General features: G+C 59.8%; 12 protein-coding genes. 5 read left to right on the top strand and 7 right to left on the bottom strand.

From position 1 onward, the window contains the following. Positions 1-2: 2 nt before the first annotated feature. Positions 3-926 carry a photosynthetic reaction center subunit M gene (gene pufM / locus AC0V6V_RS04945; protein WP_486164324.1) on the top strand — a complete coding sequence of 308 codons (924 nt, stop codon included), beginning with the start codon at positions 3-5 and terminating at the stop codon, positions 924-926. 163 nt (positions 927-1,089) lie between these two features. Here pufM and AC0V6V_RS04950 read toward each other — a convergent pair whose 3' ends face one another. From AC0V6V_RS04950 to AC0V6V_RS04980, 7 genes are all read right to left on the bottom strand, one after another. Continuing rightward, positions 1,090-1,374, bottom strand: coding sequence for a hypothetical protein (locus AC0V6V_RS04950; RefSeq protein ID WP_486166231.1), 285 nt, complete (start codon positions 1,372-1,374; stop codon positions 1,090-1,092). Beyond that, a complete protein-coding gene (locus AC0V6V_RS04955; protein WP_486164326.1) occupies positions 1,367-1,849 on the bottom strand; it encodes a TspO/MBR family protein in 483 nt (160 codons plus the stop codon). Before AC0V6V_RS04955 ends, AC0V6V_RS04950 begins: the two co-directional genes overlap by 8 nt. Beyond that, entirely contained in the window at positions 1,849-3,042 is a 1,194-nt protein-coding gene (locus AC0V6V_RS04960) for a geranylgeranyl diphosphate reductase (RefSeq protein WP_486164327.1), read from the bottom strand. The genes AC0V6V_RS04955 and AC0V6V_RS04960 overlap by 1 nt, the downstream gene beginning before the upstream one ends. Beyond that, entirely contained in the window at positions 3,039-4,382 is a 1,344-nt protein-coding gene (locus AC0V6V_RS04965) for a BCD family MFS transporter (protein ID WP_486164328.1), read from the bottom strand. The genes AC0V6V_RS04960 and AC0V6V_RS04965 overlap by 4 nt, the downstream gene beginning before the upstream one ends. Next, positions 4,376-5,284 carry a chlorophyll synthase ChlG gene (gene chlG / locus AC0V6V_RS04970; protein ID WP_486164329.1) on the bottom strand — a complete coding sequence of 303 codons (909 nt, stop codon included), beginning with the start codon at positions 5,282-5,284 and terminating at the stop codon, positions 4,376-4,378. Before chlG ends, AC0V6V_RS04965 begins: the two co-directional genes overlap by 7 nt. 80 nt (positions 5,285-5,364) lie before the next feature. Then, positions 5,365-6,789: a transcriptional regulator PpsR gene (gene ppsR, locus AC0V6V_RS04975; RefSeq protein WP_486166232.1), complete on the bottom strand. Its 1,425-nt coding sequence runs from the start codon at positions 6,787-6,789 to the stop codon at positions 5,365-5,367. 12 nt (positions 6,790-6,801) lie between these two features. Further along, complete coding sequence (locus tag AC0V6V_RS04980) at positions 6,802-7,698, bottom strand: cobalamin B12-binding domain-containing protein (RefSeq protein ID WP_486164331.1); 897 nt, start codon at positions 7,696-7,698, stop codon at positions 6,802-6,804. Between the two features lie 245 nt (positions 7,699-7,943). On the opposite strand from AC0V6V_RS04980, the gene bchF reads away from it, so the two are divergent. Genes bchF through AC0V6V_RS05000 form a run of 4 tightly spaced genes read left to right on the top strand, consistent with a single transcriptional unit; the run spans position 7,944 to position 14,966 of the window. Beyond that, positions 7,944-8,486: a 2-vinyl bacteriochlorophyllide hydratase gene (gene bchF / locus AC0V6V_RS04985; protein WP_486164332.1), complete on the top strand. Its 543-nt coding sequence runs from the start codon at positions 7,944-7,946 to the stop codon at positions 8,484-8,486. After that, positions 8,483-9,778: a ferredoxin:protochlorophyllide reductase (ATP-dependent) subunit N gene (locus tag AC0V6V_RS04990; protein ID WP_486164333.1), complete on the top strand. Its 1,296-nt coding sequence runs from the start codon at positions 8,483-8,485 to the stop codon at positions 9,776-9,778. Before bchF ends, AC0V6V_RS04990 begins: the two co-directional genes overlap by 4 nt. A gap of 3 nt (positions 9,779-9,781) precedes the next feature. Then, on the top strand, positions 9,782-11,362 hold the full coding sequence (gene bchB, locus AC0V6V_RS04995; protein WP_486164334.1) for a ferredoxin:protochlorophyllide reductase (ATP-dependent) subunit B: 1,581 nt from the start codon (positions 9,782-9,784) through the stop codon (positions 11,360-11,362). Beyond that, positions 11,352-14,966, top strand: a complete 3,615-nt coding sequence (locus AC0V6V_RS05000) for a magnesium chelatase subunit H (protein WP_486164335.1) — start codon at positions 11,352-11,354, stop codon at positions 14,964-14,966. Before bchB ends, AC0V6V_RS05000 begins: the two co-directional genes overlap by 11 nt. The last annotated feature ends 5 nt before the right edge of the window (positions 14,967-14,971 follow it).

Raw genomic sequence — 14,971 nt, forward strand, 5'->3', positions numbered from 1 at the left:
TAATGCTACGCTATCAAAATATCTTCACTCAAATCCAGGTCAAAGCGGCCCCAGAAATGGGCGTTGCACTGCCGGCTGGTAACGAAGATCGTATCAACGAAACCTTCTACAGCTATTGGGCGGGCAAGATCGGGCAGGCTCAAATCGGGCCGTTTTATCTCGGCTGGCTGGGCATGATCGCGCTCGCTTTTGGCGGTGCGGCGATCATGATCATCGGCCTGAATTTCTGGGCTCAGGTCAATTGGAGCCCGCAGGGTTTCATGCGCGAGTTCTTTTGGCTCTCGCTAGACCCTCCTGGCCCAGAATATGGCTTCAGCCCAATTGTCCCGCTGAATGAAGGCGGCTGGTTCATCTTGACCGGCGCGTTCCTCACCATCTCCGTGTTGTGCTGGTGGGCGCGTACTTACACCAGAGCGAAAGCGCTGGGCATGGGCATGCACATTCCATGGGCCTTTGCGAGCGCGATCTGGTTGTTCCTGGTACTCGGTTTTATCCGTCCACTGCTAATGGGCAGCTGGGCCGAGGCGGTACCATATGGCATTTTCTCGCACCTTGATTGGACCAACAATTTCTCGCTGATTTACGGGAACCTGTTCTACAATCCGTTCCACGCTTTATCGATCGCATTCCTCTATGGCTCGGCCCTGTTGTTTGCCATGCACGGCGCGACGATCCTGGCGGTTGGCCGCTATGGCGGTGAGCGCGAGATCGAACAGATCACGGATCGCGGAACGGCATCGGAGCGCGCCGGCTTGTTCTGGCGCTGGACGATGGGCTTTAACGCCACGATGGAATCAATCCACCGCTGGGCTTGGTGGTTCGCAGTGCTGACGACCTTCACCGGGGGGATCGGCATCCTGCTGACCGGCACGGTGGTCGACAATTGGTACCTGTGGGCACAGGAACATCATTACGCACCAGAATAACGAGTAGTCAGGCCTAGCGCGGCCCGAGCGGGCCCCGCCTCCTCTCCCGACGGGTAGAGCTCGCTAAAAAGGGAACCCGGCTCCTGTTCCTGATCAGGGGCCGGGTTTTTCTTTGCCTGTAAAGAATGTGAATTGCGGCGCATTCGCGCGTTTGGGGGAGGCGCTAGTCTCGGCCAGAGCGCGCGGCGAACCTCGCCCGCAAATCAATGAGATGCAGCGGCAGCGAAAGCGCCAGCGGCAATGCCACCCAATACCACGCGGCTCCCACCAGAGCGGCTCTCATCCCAAGCACCAAAAACACCGCCGGTCCCAGCAGGGCGAGGATCTCGCCCCATGTCCAGCCGCGTGACTTTAGCCACAGCGCCTCACATGCAAGCACCGCCAGTACCAGATCGGCAGCGTGCCCAGACTGGAAAAAGCCGCTCATCATAGATGGAAGGTCAGCCAAATGGCCCGTTGAGCTCAATCACTTGCCAATTGAGCGCCCCGGCAATTGTCACCCAGATCAGATAGGGCACCAACAGCAGGCTCGCTGCCTTCGAATATCGGTACGAATAGATGATGAGCGCGAGGATCGACAACCACAGCAGCAACAGTTCGATAAACGCCAAGTCTGGTCGCTGGATCCTGAAGAAGATCAGGCTCCAAGTGATGTTGAGGAACGCATTGAGCGAGAACAAACAAATCAGCACGTCCGATACTCGGCGGGTGGGTGCGGCCAGCCAAGCGGAAACAGCCGATGCGGTCACAAACGCGAAGATGATCGTCCACGCGATTGGGAACAGCTGATCGGGCGGGTTCCAGCTCGGCTTTTCAAGCGACTGATACCAAGGGCCAAGATCGGTGATCGTCGCGCCCAGCATCGCCACCGCAATCGCAGCGATGCTGGCGATGACGACCGGTAGAACCCAGACTTTACCCATTAAGCAGCCGCCTTCAGCCCCAGCAGATGCGCGCAATCCTTCAAGAATATTCGGACATGCGCCATCGGTTTGGAGCGCACCAGCCGCTTGTTCATATAGGCCTGCCAAGTCAGCTGCTGCACGTCTTTGTCAGCACACATGGTCACAAACCGCTCACGCCGCTTATCGCTGGAATACCAGAAATATTGCATAATCCCGAGGACCCAGAACACTTTGCCGTGTTCTTTCATAAAGTGTTTGCGCGCCTGGCGCAGGGCCTTGACCTCGCCGGTCGCCAGAAACGCATGCGCGGCCTCCGCCACATAGCGTCCGCCGATCATGGCGTAATAAATGCCCTCGCCCGATGCCGGGGCAACAATGCCCGCCGCATCGCCCGCGACGATCACATCGCGGCCATTGTCCCAGCGTTTGAGGGGTTTGAGTGGGATCGGTGCGCCCTCCCTGCGAACGGTCTCGCATTTGGCCAGATCGAGCTCGTCGCGCATGGTTGTCACCGCGCCGCGCAGGGAAAAGCCCTTGTTTGCGCTGCCTACGCCAATGCTGGCAGTTTTACCATGCGGGAACACCCAGGCGTAGAAATCGGGCGAGAGTTTGCCTTGATAGAAAACGTCGCAGCGTGCCGGATCATAGGCGTCATTCGCATGCTCCGGGGATTGAATGATCTCGTGATAGGCGAACACGCAGGGAATCTTTTCAGCGCCCGGAATGCTCTGCTTAGCAACCGCAGAACGGGCACCATCGGCGCCGATCACGAGCCGCGCACGCACTTGCTCAATCTCTCCGCCGCGTTCCCTGCGAAAGCGCACGATTGTGCCTTCCTCCTCATCGCGCTCAATCCGCTCGAAGGTGGCTTGCAGCCGCTCTGCGCCGCTTTTAACCGCGCGCTCGCGCAGCCATTCGTCAAACTCCTCGCGGTCGACCATGCCGACATAGCCAATCTCGCCAACTGGCATATCTACGGCGCGGTTCGAAGGCGCGATCATGCGCGCTGAGCGTGCGCGCGCAACCAGCAGACTTTGCGGAATTTCGAAATCTTCCATTAAGCGTGGCGGCACGGCACCGCCGCATGGCTTGATCCGCCCGCCTCGCTCCATCAGCAAAACCGAATGACCGGCCCGGGCCAGATCATCGGCCGCCGTCGCCCCAGATGGGCCGCCACCAACAATGACAACATCATAGATCATCTCAGTCATGCGAACACCTGTTTTTGCGAGGAATGAACACGGCGAGTGGCGCGCAGCGCCAGCCCAGCAGCGATGATGAAGAGCCCGGCTTCGAGCGCGAAAATCAATTGGAAGGCATCGCCGTCACCCTGATTGGCGCGGCGAGCGAAATCGACACCAAGCGCACCGAGGAGGCCGCCGAGACCAAAGGCGATGGCTTGGCTTGCACCCCACACGCCCATGCGTACGCCTTCGCGGGTTTTCTCGCCCGATCCCGCGAGGCCCATCATCGCGCCGATAGCAGCAACCGCAAACACGCCGTTGCAAAACCCGAGCGCAAAGACATTGGCGGCCAGCGGCCATCCCGGCCCGTAAACAGCGGCCATGGCGAGGCCTGAAAGAGCAATCGCCGATCCTACGCAGCCGGTGACGATCCAGATTTTGAGGTCGACTGGCATGCGCCCAGCAAAGGCGCTGCCGCCAATTCCAGCGAGGATCATGCCGAGCAGAACACCGCCATGCTGCATGCTGGAAAGCTGGGTCGAAGCGCCGGGTGACATATCAAACACGAGCCCAGCAAACGGCTCCAAGATCAGATCCTGCATGCTATAGGCCAGCATTGAGACGAAGATGAAAACAGTGAAACGGCGCGCAGCGGGTTCGGCATAGATCTCTGCCAGTGCGGCGCGGAAATCCGGGGTCGGTTCGTCCTTGGCTGTCTCAGCGAAGACCTGCCGCGCGGGCTCCAGCCGGATAACCGCCAGCGCAGTGGCGATCACCGCTGCGATCGCGACACCGCTCGCGACACTGACCAAGCGATCAGGCGAAAACGGCTCATCAGGAAAAGCGGGCTTGAGCAATGCGCCAGCGGTGGCGGCGGAAATGACAATCCCGGCCACCATCATGATCCATGTGGTCGCCGCCGCAGCCGCTCGCCGTCCCGGCGCTACACCAGAGGCCAGAAGCGCCAGTGCCGAGGTTCCGCTCGCGCCAACGCCTGCTCCAATCAGAGTAAAGCCCAGAATCGCGAGTCCAATCGCGAAGCTGCGGTTGCTGTCCATCATCACCGTTGCATTGATCGCCAACATAGCCCCGGCAGCGAGCACCATGATGCCGCCCAGGATCCAAGGCGTGCGCTTGCGCCCTTTGTCCGATCCATGGCCAAACAATGGGCGTCCCAATTGCACAGCGTAGTGCCAAGCGACGAGTCCAGCGGGGATCGCCGCCGCGAGCGAATACTCGACCACCAACACGCGGTTGAGAAGCGAGGTCGCCAGCATCACAATCGCGCCAATGCTAGCTTGAACGACGCCAATCCGGGCAATCGCAAACCAGCTGAGGCCGCGTTCGGATGATGCGCTGCTCACCATCGGATATATCCCCCCAGCCCCAGCGCGGCGGCCAACATGCCGAGCACATAGAGCAGCACCCCGACGGCGTTGTACCAAGGCGCGTATTTCGCAGGGTTGCTGAGCAGGCGCGGCATAGCGGCCAATTGCGCGAGCAGCAGGATAGAAACAGCAATGGCCGAGACCATCAGCCCCCAATATGCGAGCAGCGCGATCACAATCGCTTGCGCCGCCGCCATTACGGCGCAGGCCAATCGCGCGGCGTTATTGACCCCCAGAGTGACCGGCAGAGACTTAAGTCCCGTCTGGCGATCACCCTCCACCGCCTTAAAGTCGTTGAGCGTCATAATGCCGTGTGCGCCGACGCTGTAGAGCGCCAGCACGATGAGCACCTGCGCGGATGGCAAAGCCCCGGTCATCACGCTCGCCCCGGTGAACCAACTGAGACCTTCATAGGTCAGGCCAACCACGGCAGGCCCAGCCCAGCCGCTTGATTTGAGACGGAATGGCGGCGCGCTGTATGCCCAAGCGAGGCCGAGCCCAACAAGTCCGGCGACCAAGACCCAAGGGCCGAGCAGTCCCGCAACTATCGCCGATAAAACGGTGCCGGCTATTGCTACATACAGACCCCAGCGGCCCGCAATGCGCCCCGACGGAATGGGCCGGTCTGGTTCGTTGATGGCATCAACATGGCGATCAAACCAATCGTTCACCGCCTGGCTAGTCCCGCACACCAAAGGCCCTGCGAGAATGATACCGGCGGCCACAAACAGCCAGCGGCCATCCATGCTCGCGCCAGAAGAAACCGCACCGCACATGAAAGCCCACATCGGCGGGAACCAGGTAATCGGCTTTAGAAGCTGAACAACATCACGAAGCGCCGGAATCGGTGCATGGTGAGTCGAGGCCGCAGATCGCTGCATATGTGCAGGCTATGCCTGACACTTCAATGCGTCAAATTATTTTGACACTTTTGCCAGTCGCTTGCAAACTTTGCAAAGAACTAGTCGTTTTCAGCCGCCAAATTGCCCAATCCATGCCGGTGCAGCTTGGAATAGAGGCTCTGGCGCGAAAGACCGAGGATCTCCGCGGCGGATGCGCGATTGTCCGAGGTGTAAGACAGCGCTGCCTCGATGCACAATCGCTCGATCAGATCGGTGCTTTCACGCACAATATCTTTGAGCGGCATGCGGCCAACCAGATCGGTGAGTTGGTCAACCGAACGCGGCAAATCTTCAGAGCCCGGAGGTAGATCGCGCAGTCGGCGACCAATTGGGCGGATTACAAAACCAAAATGCGCTTCATCATCGCCGCTGACGACGGCTGACAGCTCTACGGGCTCGCCAGCATCTTCGCTGCTCGCGCGCAGAACGGTGCTGACATTGCGGGCCGATCCGTGCTGGTCGATCTGTCCCGTGATCAACTCCAAATCGATGCCCGGTCGGCCAATCCATTCGGACAGATGCCGACCGCGCAGCTGATCAACGCTCGCCGCCTGCACCAGTTCAACAAATGCAAGATTGGCGCTGACAAGTTGCATATCGCGGTCAGCCACCACGAAAGCATCGGGCATTTGATCGACAATATTCTGCACTGGTGAGGCCTCAGCAGCAACCTCATCCTGCGCGACTGGATTTAGGCGCAGTAGCAGATATTGGACACGGTCCTGAGTGAAGCCCGAGGCCGCTAAAATCGTCGACGTGCTGCCTTTTGACAGGGCAACCTCCACCGGGGAAACACTATCCGAGACCAGCGCAGAGCCGGTGAGTGCCAAAACATCATCTCGCGAATTGCGATCAAATAGGGAAAGCAGTTTCTTACCAACCAAAGTGCCTGCGCGCGCGCCAAGCAGATCATGCGCGGCCGGATTGGCCTCTCGCACACGCTGCGATGAGACATCGACGATAACAACCGGCTCGCCAGATATATCGAACAGCATGCGGTAACGCGTCTCAACCTGGCGCATCCGCAGGTAATCACGCTCTAGCGATTGTTGAACTTGTAGGAGGCGCTGCTGAAGTTTTGCTGCCTCGCGCAGGTCGCGGCCAAAGGCGATGCGGTGCTCGCCGCCGTTTACGCTGACCACAACATAGCGGATCGGGACGTCGCCATCACGAACCGTATGGTTGACCTGGCGCCAGTGCTGAACCTCGCCGCGGCGCGCGGCCGCCAGCATTTCCATGATCTTCGGACGGCTCTCAACCGTCACCGTATCAATCCAATTGCTCCCGGTGAGGTTTTCCAGCCCTGGATAATGTTCCGGATCGTACGCGGCATCCAAAATTGTGCCAGTATCATCAAGAACGAGCGTGATATCCCCCGCAACCATCGCCAATTTCATGGCGGCGTCGGCATCCAGCGAATCAAACAGCTCTGCTGCATCACCGAAAGGGCTCTTGCCCTCGATGCTATGTTTGCGGGTTAACATGCGCAATCTAGTCTATTGCGTTTGATGCACACTCGTAATCGCTTCCCGAACCATTTGTTCAGCTATTTCAACAGCTGCTCGGGCATCAAGCGCTGTGCCATCGGCTCCGACCTCTGCGACCAGATCAGGGTTTTCATTGACCACACGTCCCCCAATAAGCACTCGCATTTGAGGGTTCGCGGCAACGCTTCGCAGGGCGTTGATCATGTGGGTGATCGCGGCGCTAGGGCAATCACGAGATATGGTCAATCCCACCACATCGAACGGCTTTTGCCCGGCGCGGCTGAGTAATTCGCGGCGCCCCGGTTCGACCAAAACTTCGCTTTTCCAGCCGGCCCGAACAAACACATCATCAAGCATAATTGCCCCAAAACTGTGCTGATCACCGGGAAGTGGAGCAAGCAGTATTGAGCGCGGCGCAGAAAGCGCTTTCGCAACCGGCGGCGAGCGCACGGCAATCTCGCGCATGACTTCTTGCAAGCGCCATAGCCCCATTGTCACGTCAACAAAGTCGCACTCGTCGGCTTCCCAAAGACTGCCGAGTTTGCGCGCAGCCGGCGCGAGCAGATCAATATAGATCGCCTCAACGCTAACGCCTTCTGCAAGATAGGCATCGACCTCTTCCAGCAATTCGGCGGCTTCGGAGTGGAGCGGCATCGAGGCAAATCGGCTTGCATCCAATGCATCAATCTCGTGAGCGCTTCCGCGCCCAGGCGCTGCGCCGGCTGATGAATGCGCCATCAGCAGGCGCGGCAATATTTCACTTTCTATAATCGCGTCGATCGAGTCGCTTGCGAGCGAGGCTTGCTCACCATCGCTCAAAACGTGCGCTTTGCGCTTCCGTCTTGCCAAGGGTTCGCTGATCACTTTGCGTAAGGCGGCTGAGCCAGCCCCAATCACTGATGCCATTACAGACTCTCCCAGTCTGCCAAACCAGCCAAGGTCTGGATGCGGCGCGGATCGCGTCAATGCCAATGGGGCGAGCGGACAAAACGAATCCAATCCCACCAACACGTTGGACTGTACGCCTTTTTTGACAGGCTGGCAAATCAGCCCCGCGAGACACTGTCCATCTAATTTGTCGTCAAGCTAGATTGACACACGTGTAAAAGAGGGCGTAAGCCATGGATTGAAAGCGGAGGTATTTCGCATACATGGGATGGGATAACCCAAGACTCGATGGCACGGCCCCACTGGCCCGCGAAGGCGGCGCAAGAGGGTCAAGCACGGGGGCGCTCTACACCGCAGAAGAGCGCCGCAGACGCGACGAGTCGGTATGGACCACCATCCAAGGCGTGCTTGCCCCGCTTCAGTTTCTCGTCTTCCTCATCAGCCTGATTTTGGTGATTCGTTTCTTAATGAGCGGCGACGGCGCAGGCGCGGCGGATATCTCCGTCGTTATCAAAACGCTCACTCTCTATACGATCATGATCACCGGCTCCGTTTGGGAGAAGGTTGTGTTTGATCGCTGGCTGTTTGCGCCGGCGTTCTTCTGGGAAGACGTGTTCTCAATGCTCGTTCTGGCATTGCATACGCTTTATCTCATAATGCTGTTCGGCGGTTTTGGCTCGGTTGAGGCGCGCATGATGGTCGCGCTGGCGGCCTATGCGGCCTATGTCATCAACGCCGGGCAATTCCTCTTAAAGCTGCGCGCTGCGCGGCTCCAGGCGTCGCGTAACAATACGGTGGCGGCATGAACGCACTGCCACCAGCATCAGGCTGCGCGCCGGAGCTTGCGACGCTGGAACGCGCGCCGATCCTGCGTGAGCGCGGCCAACGCGAGGTGTTCTGCGGGCTGACCGGCATCATCTGGCTGCACCGCAAGATGCAGGATGCGTTCTTCCTGGTGGTCGGCTCGCGCACCTGCGCCCATCTGCTTCAATCTGCCGCTGGCGTGATGATCTTTGCGGAGCCACGCTTTGCCACCGCAATTATGGAAGAGCGCGATCTGGCCGGCATGGTCGATGCGCAGGACGAGCTCGACCGCGTCGTCACCAAGCTGCTGGCGCGCCGCCCCGATATCAAAACTCTGTTTCTGGTCGGCTCTTGCCCATCAGAAGTAATCAAGCTCGACCTAGCCAAAGCGGCCGAGCGTCTGGGCACAAAATACAACCCCAGCGTGCGCATTCTGAACTATTCCGGCAGCGGGATCGAAACGACCTTCACTCAGGGCGAAGACGCCTGCCTCGCCTCACTTGTACCAGAGATGCCAGCGGGCGATCCAAACGGCGAGAAAGAGCTGCTGATCGTCGGCTCGCTGCCCGATATTGTCGAAGACCAATTCATGCGTTTGTTTGACCAGATCGGGATCAAGCGCGTTGGCGCTTTGCCTGCCCGCCAGGCCAGCGATCTGCCTAACCTTGGCCCGCAAACACGCTATCTTTTGGCTCAACCATTCCTGGCTGAAACCGCCATGGCTTTGGAAGGCCGCGGGGCGCAGCGTCTCGATGCTCTGTTCCCATTTGGCGCGGAAGGCACGACCGCTTGGTTGCAAGCCGCTGCGCGCGAGTTTGGCATTGATGAAATGCACTTCAACAGCGTGATCGCTGGCCCGCGTGAGCGCGCCAAACGAGCGATTGAGCACAGCGCAGCGCAATTGAGCGGCAAACGCATCAGCTTCCTGCCCGACTCGCAGCTGGAAGTGCCGCTGGCGCGCTTTCTCAACCAAGAACTTGGGATGGAGCCAGTTGAGATTGGCACACCCTATCTGCACCGCACGCATCTCGCGCAGGAGCTGGAATTGTTGCCGCAATCCGTTCGTCTTAGCGAAGGGCAGCACGTTGATCGCCAGCTCGATCGAGTACGCGAAGATAAGCCTGATCTGACCGTGTGCGGCCTCGGCCTCGCCAATCCTCTGGAAGCGGAAGGCTTTGCGACCAAATGGGCGATTGAACTCGTCTTCTCACCCATTCACGGGTTTGAGCAAGCTGGCGATCTTGCTGAACTCTTTGCCCGGCCGCTTCGGCGCCGCGATGTGTTGAGGGTTTAGGCGATGCAGCTATCCGTCTGGACATATGAAGGACCGCCTCATGTTGGGGCCATGCGGGTCGCCACCGCGATGGAGGGCATGCATTATCTGCTACACGCCCCGCAAGGCGACACCTATGCCGACCTGCTGTTTACGATGATCGAGCGGCGCGGAAAGCGTCCGCCGGTCACCTACACCACATTTGAAGCGCGCGATCTGGGCAAAGACACAGCGCAGCTGTTTCAAGACGCCGCGCGCGATGCTGCGGCTAGGTTCCAGCCGCAGGCGATGATGGTCGGTGCCTCTTGCACCGCGGAACTGATCCAGGATGATCCCGCCGGTCTGTCAGAGGCGATGGACCTGCCCTGCCCCGTCATTCCGCTGGAGCTGCCAAGCTATCAGCGCAAGGAAAACTGGGGCGCTGCAGAAAGCTTCTACCAAATCGTCCGCACTTTGGCCGACCGGAAGGTGGAGCGCGCACCGCGTGAAGGCCGCCGTCCGCTGGTCAATCTTCTGGGCCCAACCGCGCTCGGTTTTCGCCACCGCGATGATCTGGTCGAGATCCGCAAGATCCTCGATGCGCTGGGCGTAGACATTCACCTGGAAGCGCCATTGGGCGCCAGCCCTCAGGACATCACACAGATCGGCGCGGCCGATTTCAACATCGTTCTTTACCCCGAAATTGGAGATGAAGCGGCGCGTTGGCTTGAACGAGAGTTTCGCCAGCCAGCCGTTCGCACGGTCCCGATAGGCGTCAGCGCAACGCGCGCGTTTATCGCGGAAGTCGCCGAGTTAGCAGAGGTTGATCCCACTTCTGCGCTCGGCGACGATTCCGCCCGTATGCCGTGGTGGAGCCGCTCGGTCGATTCCAATTATCTCACCGGCAAGCGCGTGTTTATTTTCGGCGATGCGACCCATGCGGTTGCCGCCGCGAAAATCGCTCATGAAGAGCTCGGATTTAAGGTCTGCGGCCTCGGCTGTTACAACCGCGAATTTGCCCGCGACATTCGCGCCGCGGCCAAGCTCTACGATGTTGAGCCGCTGATCACCGACGATCACATGGCGGTCGAAGACGCGATCATGGCGGCTCAGCCAGAGCTGGTGCTCGGCACGCAGATGGAGCGGCACATTGCCAAGCGGCTCGGCATGCCCTGCGCAGTGATTTCCTCACCGGTTCACGTTCAGGATTTCCCGGCGCGCCATTCCCCACAAATGGGTTTTGAAGGCGCAAATGTCATCTTCGACACCTGGGTCCATCCGCTGGTGATGGGATTGGAAGAGCATTTGCTCACCATGTTCCGTGATGACTTTGAATTTTCGGACGAGGCTGGCCCATCGCATCATGCCGCCCATGCCCCCAAAATGCCGCAGGCAAGCGCAGCTCTCCAATCGGCAGAACCAAAAGCGCCTACTCCTACTGTAGCTCCGGTCGAAGCGGCCAATGATACAATCTGGACCGCAGAGGCGGAGCGCGAGCTTAAGAAAATCCCGTTCTTCGTGCGCGGCAAGGCTCGCCGCAACACAGAGAATTTCGCCGCTGACCAAGGCCGCTCAGAGATCGATCTCGACACTTTGTATGATGCGAAGGCTCATTATGCACGGTAGCGCCCCCGCCTCTCCCGCCGCTGAGCGCCCGCACGTGCGGGTCGTGATTGTCACGCTCGACAATCACCTCAAAGGCGCAGCCGAGCGCGCCAATGCTGAACTGCGCCAAGAGAACATTTCGCTGAGCCTGCACGCAGCCGCAGACTGGGATCGCAGTGGCGATGCGCTGGAGCAGACCAAAGCCGCCATCGCAGAGGCCGATATCGTCATTGCGACGATGCTGTTCCTTGATGATCACGTTCGCGCGATCCTGCCCAGCCTAGCGGCGCGGCGCGAAAAGTGTGACGCAATGCTCGGCCTGATGTCCGCTGGCGATATCGTGAAGCTCACCCGGCTTGGCGGATACCGCATGGATGCGCCAGCTAAAGGCCCGCTGGCTCTGCTTAAGAAGCTGCGCGGATCGCCTAAGAAAAACGCCAGCTCTGGCGCAGGCCAGATGAAGATGCTGCGCCGCCTGCCCAAGATTTTGCGTTTCATTCCCGGCACGGCGCAGGATGTGCGGGCCTATTTCCTCACGCTGCAATATTGGCTCGCGGGTTCGGAAGAGAACGTCATCGCCATGGTTCGCGGCCTGATTGACCGTTATGCTGATGGCGAGCGGATTGCCCTGCGCGGCGAGACAGCAGCGGAGCCGCCGCTCGAATATCCAGAGGTCGGGGTTTACCACCCGCGCACCAAGCAGCGTATTTCAGAAGGTGCCCGTCTGCTGCCCGCAAAGGCTGGCAAAAACGGAACCGTCGGCCTGCTGCTGCTCCGATCCTATTTGCTTGGGCGCGATACAGGACATTACGATGCCGCGATCGCCGCATTTGAGGCCGCTGGCCTTAAGGTTATCCCAGCTTTCGCCAGCGGGCTCGATGCGCGTCCAGCGATTGAGAAATTCTTCATGGAGCGCGGCGAGCCCACGGTGGATGCCATCGTCAACCTGACCGGCTTCTCGCTGGTTGGCGGCCCTGCCTATAACGACGCGGAAGCTGCGGCGGAGACGCTGGCCGATCTCGATGTTCCCTATCTCGCAGCCCATGCAATTGAGTTCCAAACTCTGGAAGAATGGCGCGCGCGCGATCAAGGTTTGCTGCCGCTCGAGACGACCATGATGGTCGCCCTGCCAGAGCTCGATGGATCAATCTGCCCCAGCGTTTTTGGCGGCCGGTCTGGCCCGGGCGAGGTCTGCAATGGCTGCGAGCGCAAGTGCGAACAGCCCAAGACGGAGAATGTGCGGGCGATGATGGGCTGCCCAGAGCGCGCCGAAGCCTTGGCAGACAAGACCGTCAAACTGATCGAATTGCGCCGTGCACAGCGCGCCGAGCGCAAACTTGCAGTCGTGCTGTTCAACTTCCCGCCAAACGCAGGCGCAACCGGAACCGCCGCATTCCTCTCTGTGTTCGCCTCGCTCCACGCGACACTCCAGCGGCTGTCCGATGAGGGCTATCAGGTCGAGGTTCCAGAGACGGTCGATGCCCTGCGCGAGGCAATCATCAACGGCAATTCAGAGCGTTTCGGCAGCGATGCCAATGTCGCCGCGCGCATCCCCGCCGATGAGCATGTACGGCGCGAGCCTCACCTTGCCGAGGTTGAGGCGCAATGGGGCCCAGCCCCGGGCAAAGCGCAGAGCGACGGCGCCAACATTCAAGTGCTCGGCGCGCATTTCGGCAATGTCTTTGTCGGGGTTCAGCCAGCCTTTGGATATGAAGGCGATCCGATGCGCCTGCTGTTTGAAGGCAATTTTGCGCCAACCCATGCCTTCAGTGCGTTCTACCGCTGGATCCGCGAAGATTTTGGCGCGCATAGCGTCTTGCATTTCGGCACCCATGGCGCGCTGGAATTCATGCCGGGCAAGCAAGCGGGCATGACCGGCGATTGCTGGCCAGAACGGCTGATTGGCGATCTGCCAAATTACTATCTCTATGCCGCCAACAATCCATCCGAAGGCATCCTTGCAAAGCGCCGCTCGGCCGCAACCTTGATCAGCTATCTGACCCCACCGCTTGCGCAGGCTGGCCTCTATAAAGGCTTTGCTGAGCTGAAGCAGAGCGTTGAGCGCTGGCGCAGCAGCGCCGATGGTGATGAGCGCGCAGATCTAGAAACGCTGATCCATGATCAATGCGATGCGCTGGATATCGAATGCAGCGACATCAGCCAGCTCGCCAGCCAGCTTTATGAGCTGGAACGCACTCTGATCCCACACGGTCTCCACGTGCTGGGCCAGCCGCCTGTCGGCAGCGCCCGCGAGGAAATGCTCGATGCGATGGAAGAAGCCGGCGCAGGCAGCGATGCTGAAATGGATCGCGATGCACTGGGCGAGAAACTCGATGCCTGCGACGAGCTGACATCACTCATCCATGCACTCGATGGCGGTTATGTGAAGCCTGCCCCCGGCGGTGATGTGGTCGCCAACCCGGATGTGCTGCCCACTGGGCGCAACATCCACGGCTTTGACCCATTCCGCATCCCCAGCGCCTTTGCCTGTGAGCAAGGCCTGGTGCAGGCAGAGGAACTGATCGCGCGCCATGTAAACGGCGGCGAGCCTTTCCCAGAAAGCTTAGCCATGGTGCTGTGGGGCACCGACAATATGAAGAGCGAAGGCGTCCAGCTTGCGCAGGCAATGACGCTGATCGGTGCCAAGCCTCGGCGTGATGGCTATGGCCGTCTGTGCGGCGCGGAGCTCATTTCACTGGAAGAATTGGGCCGTCCGCGGATCGATGTGGTCGCCACGCTTTCAGGCATTTTCCGCGACCTCTTGCCGCTGCAAACGCGGATGCTGGCCGAAGCTGCGCTGCTTGCCTCTCAGGCCGACGAGCCGGTTGAGGCGAACTTCGTGCGCAAACACAGCCTCGCCCATCAAGAGGCACATGGATGCGATCTGGAAACAGCTGCCCTGCGGGTCTTCTCCAATGCCGAGGGCGCATATGGCGCCAACGTCAATCAGATGATCGAAGGCGGCGTTTGGGCCGATCCGGATGAGCTCGCCAATGCGTTTGAGACGCACAAGGGCTATGCCTACGGCGTCAATGGCGCGCCGGTTCAACAGCGCGAATTGCTGCAAAGCGCGCTCGCCAAGGTCGAGTTTACCTATCAAAATCTCGAAAGCGTCGAAGTTGGCGTGACCGACCTCGACCAATATGTCGACGGGCTCGGCGGGGTCAGCCGCTCGGTTGCCAAAGCCAAGGGCGCGGACGCTCCGGTCTATATTCTCGATGCGACGCGCGGCAATGCAAAGGTCCGCACTCTGTCCGAACAGATTGACCTTGAGACCCGCAGCCGGACGCTCAACCCCAAATGGTATGAGGGCATGCTCGACCATGGGTATGAGGGCGTGCGCCACATCGAAGGCCATGTGACCAACACGATGGGCTGGTCCGCGACCACCGGACAGGTTGCCCCGTGGGTCTACCAGAAAATCAGCGAAACATTCGTGCTCGATGAAGAGATGCGCAGGCGTCTTTCCGAGCTCAACCCCAAAAGCTCCGCGCGCGTTGCGGGCCGCTTGCTTGAAGCGTGCGACCGCGAGCTTTGGACACCCGATGATGCGACCCTCGCCGCTCTGCGCGAGGCCAGTGATGAACTCGAAGACCGTCTCGAAGGCGTTTTCGCGGCGGAATGATGAGG

The sequence above is a fragment of the Erythrobacter sp. S249 genome, assembly GCF_057364975.1.

Bases quoted from the DNA above. Each gene is read 5' to 3' on its own strand.
- pufM (WP_486164324.1), top strand. From the start codon at position 3: ATGCTACGCTATCAAAATATCTTCACTCAAATCCAGGTCAAAGCGGCC.
- AC0V6V_RS04955 (WP_486164326.1), bottom strand. From the start codon at position 1,849: ATGGGTAAAGTCTGGGTTCTACCGGTCGTCATCGCCAGCATCGCTGCG.
- AC0V6V_RS04960 (WP_486164327.1), bottom strand. From the start codon at position 3,042: ATGACTGAGATGATCTATGATGTTGTCATTGTTGGTGGCGGCCCATCT.
- AC0V6V_RS04965 (WP_486164328.1), bottom strand. From the start codon at position 4,382: ATGGTGAGCAGCGCATCATCCGAACGCGGCCTCAGCTGGTTTGCGATT.
- chlG (WP_486164329.1), bottom strand. From the start codon at position 5,284: ATGCAGCGATCTGCGGCCTCGACTCACCATGCACCGATTCCGGCGCTT.
- ppsR (WP_486166232.1), bottom strand. From the start codon at position 6,789: ATGTTAACCCGCAAACATAGCATCGAGGGCAAGAGCCCTTTCGGTGAT.
- AC0V6V_RS04980 (WP_486164331.1), bottom strand. From the start codon at position 7,698: ATGGCATCAGTGATTGGGGCTGGCTCAGCCGCCTTACGCAAAGTGATC.
- bchF (WP_486164332.1), top strand. From the start codon at position 7,944: ATGGGATGGGATAACCCAAGACTCGATGGCACGGCCCCACTGGCCCGC.
- AC0V6V_RS04990 (WP_486164333.1), top strand. From the start codon at position 8,483: ATGAACGCACTGCCACCAGCATCAGGCTGCGCGCCGGAGCTTGCGACG.
- bchB (WP_486164334.1), top strand. From the start codon at position 9,782: ATGCAGCTATCCGTCTGGACATATGAAGGACCGCCTCATGTTGGGGCC.
- AC0V6V_RS05000 (WP_486164335.1), top strand. From the start codon at position 11,352: ATGCACGGTAGCGCCCCCGCCTCTCCCGCCGCTGAGCGCCCGCACGTG.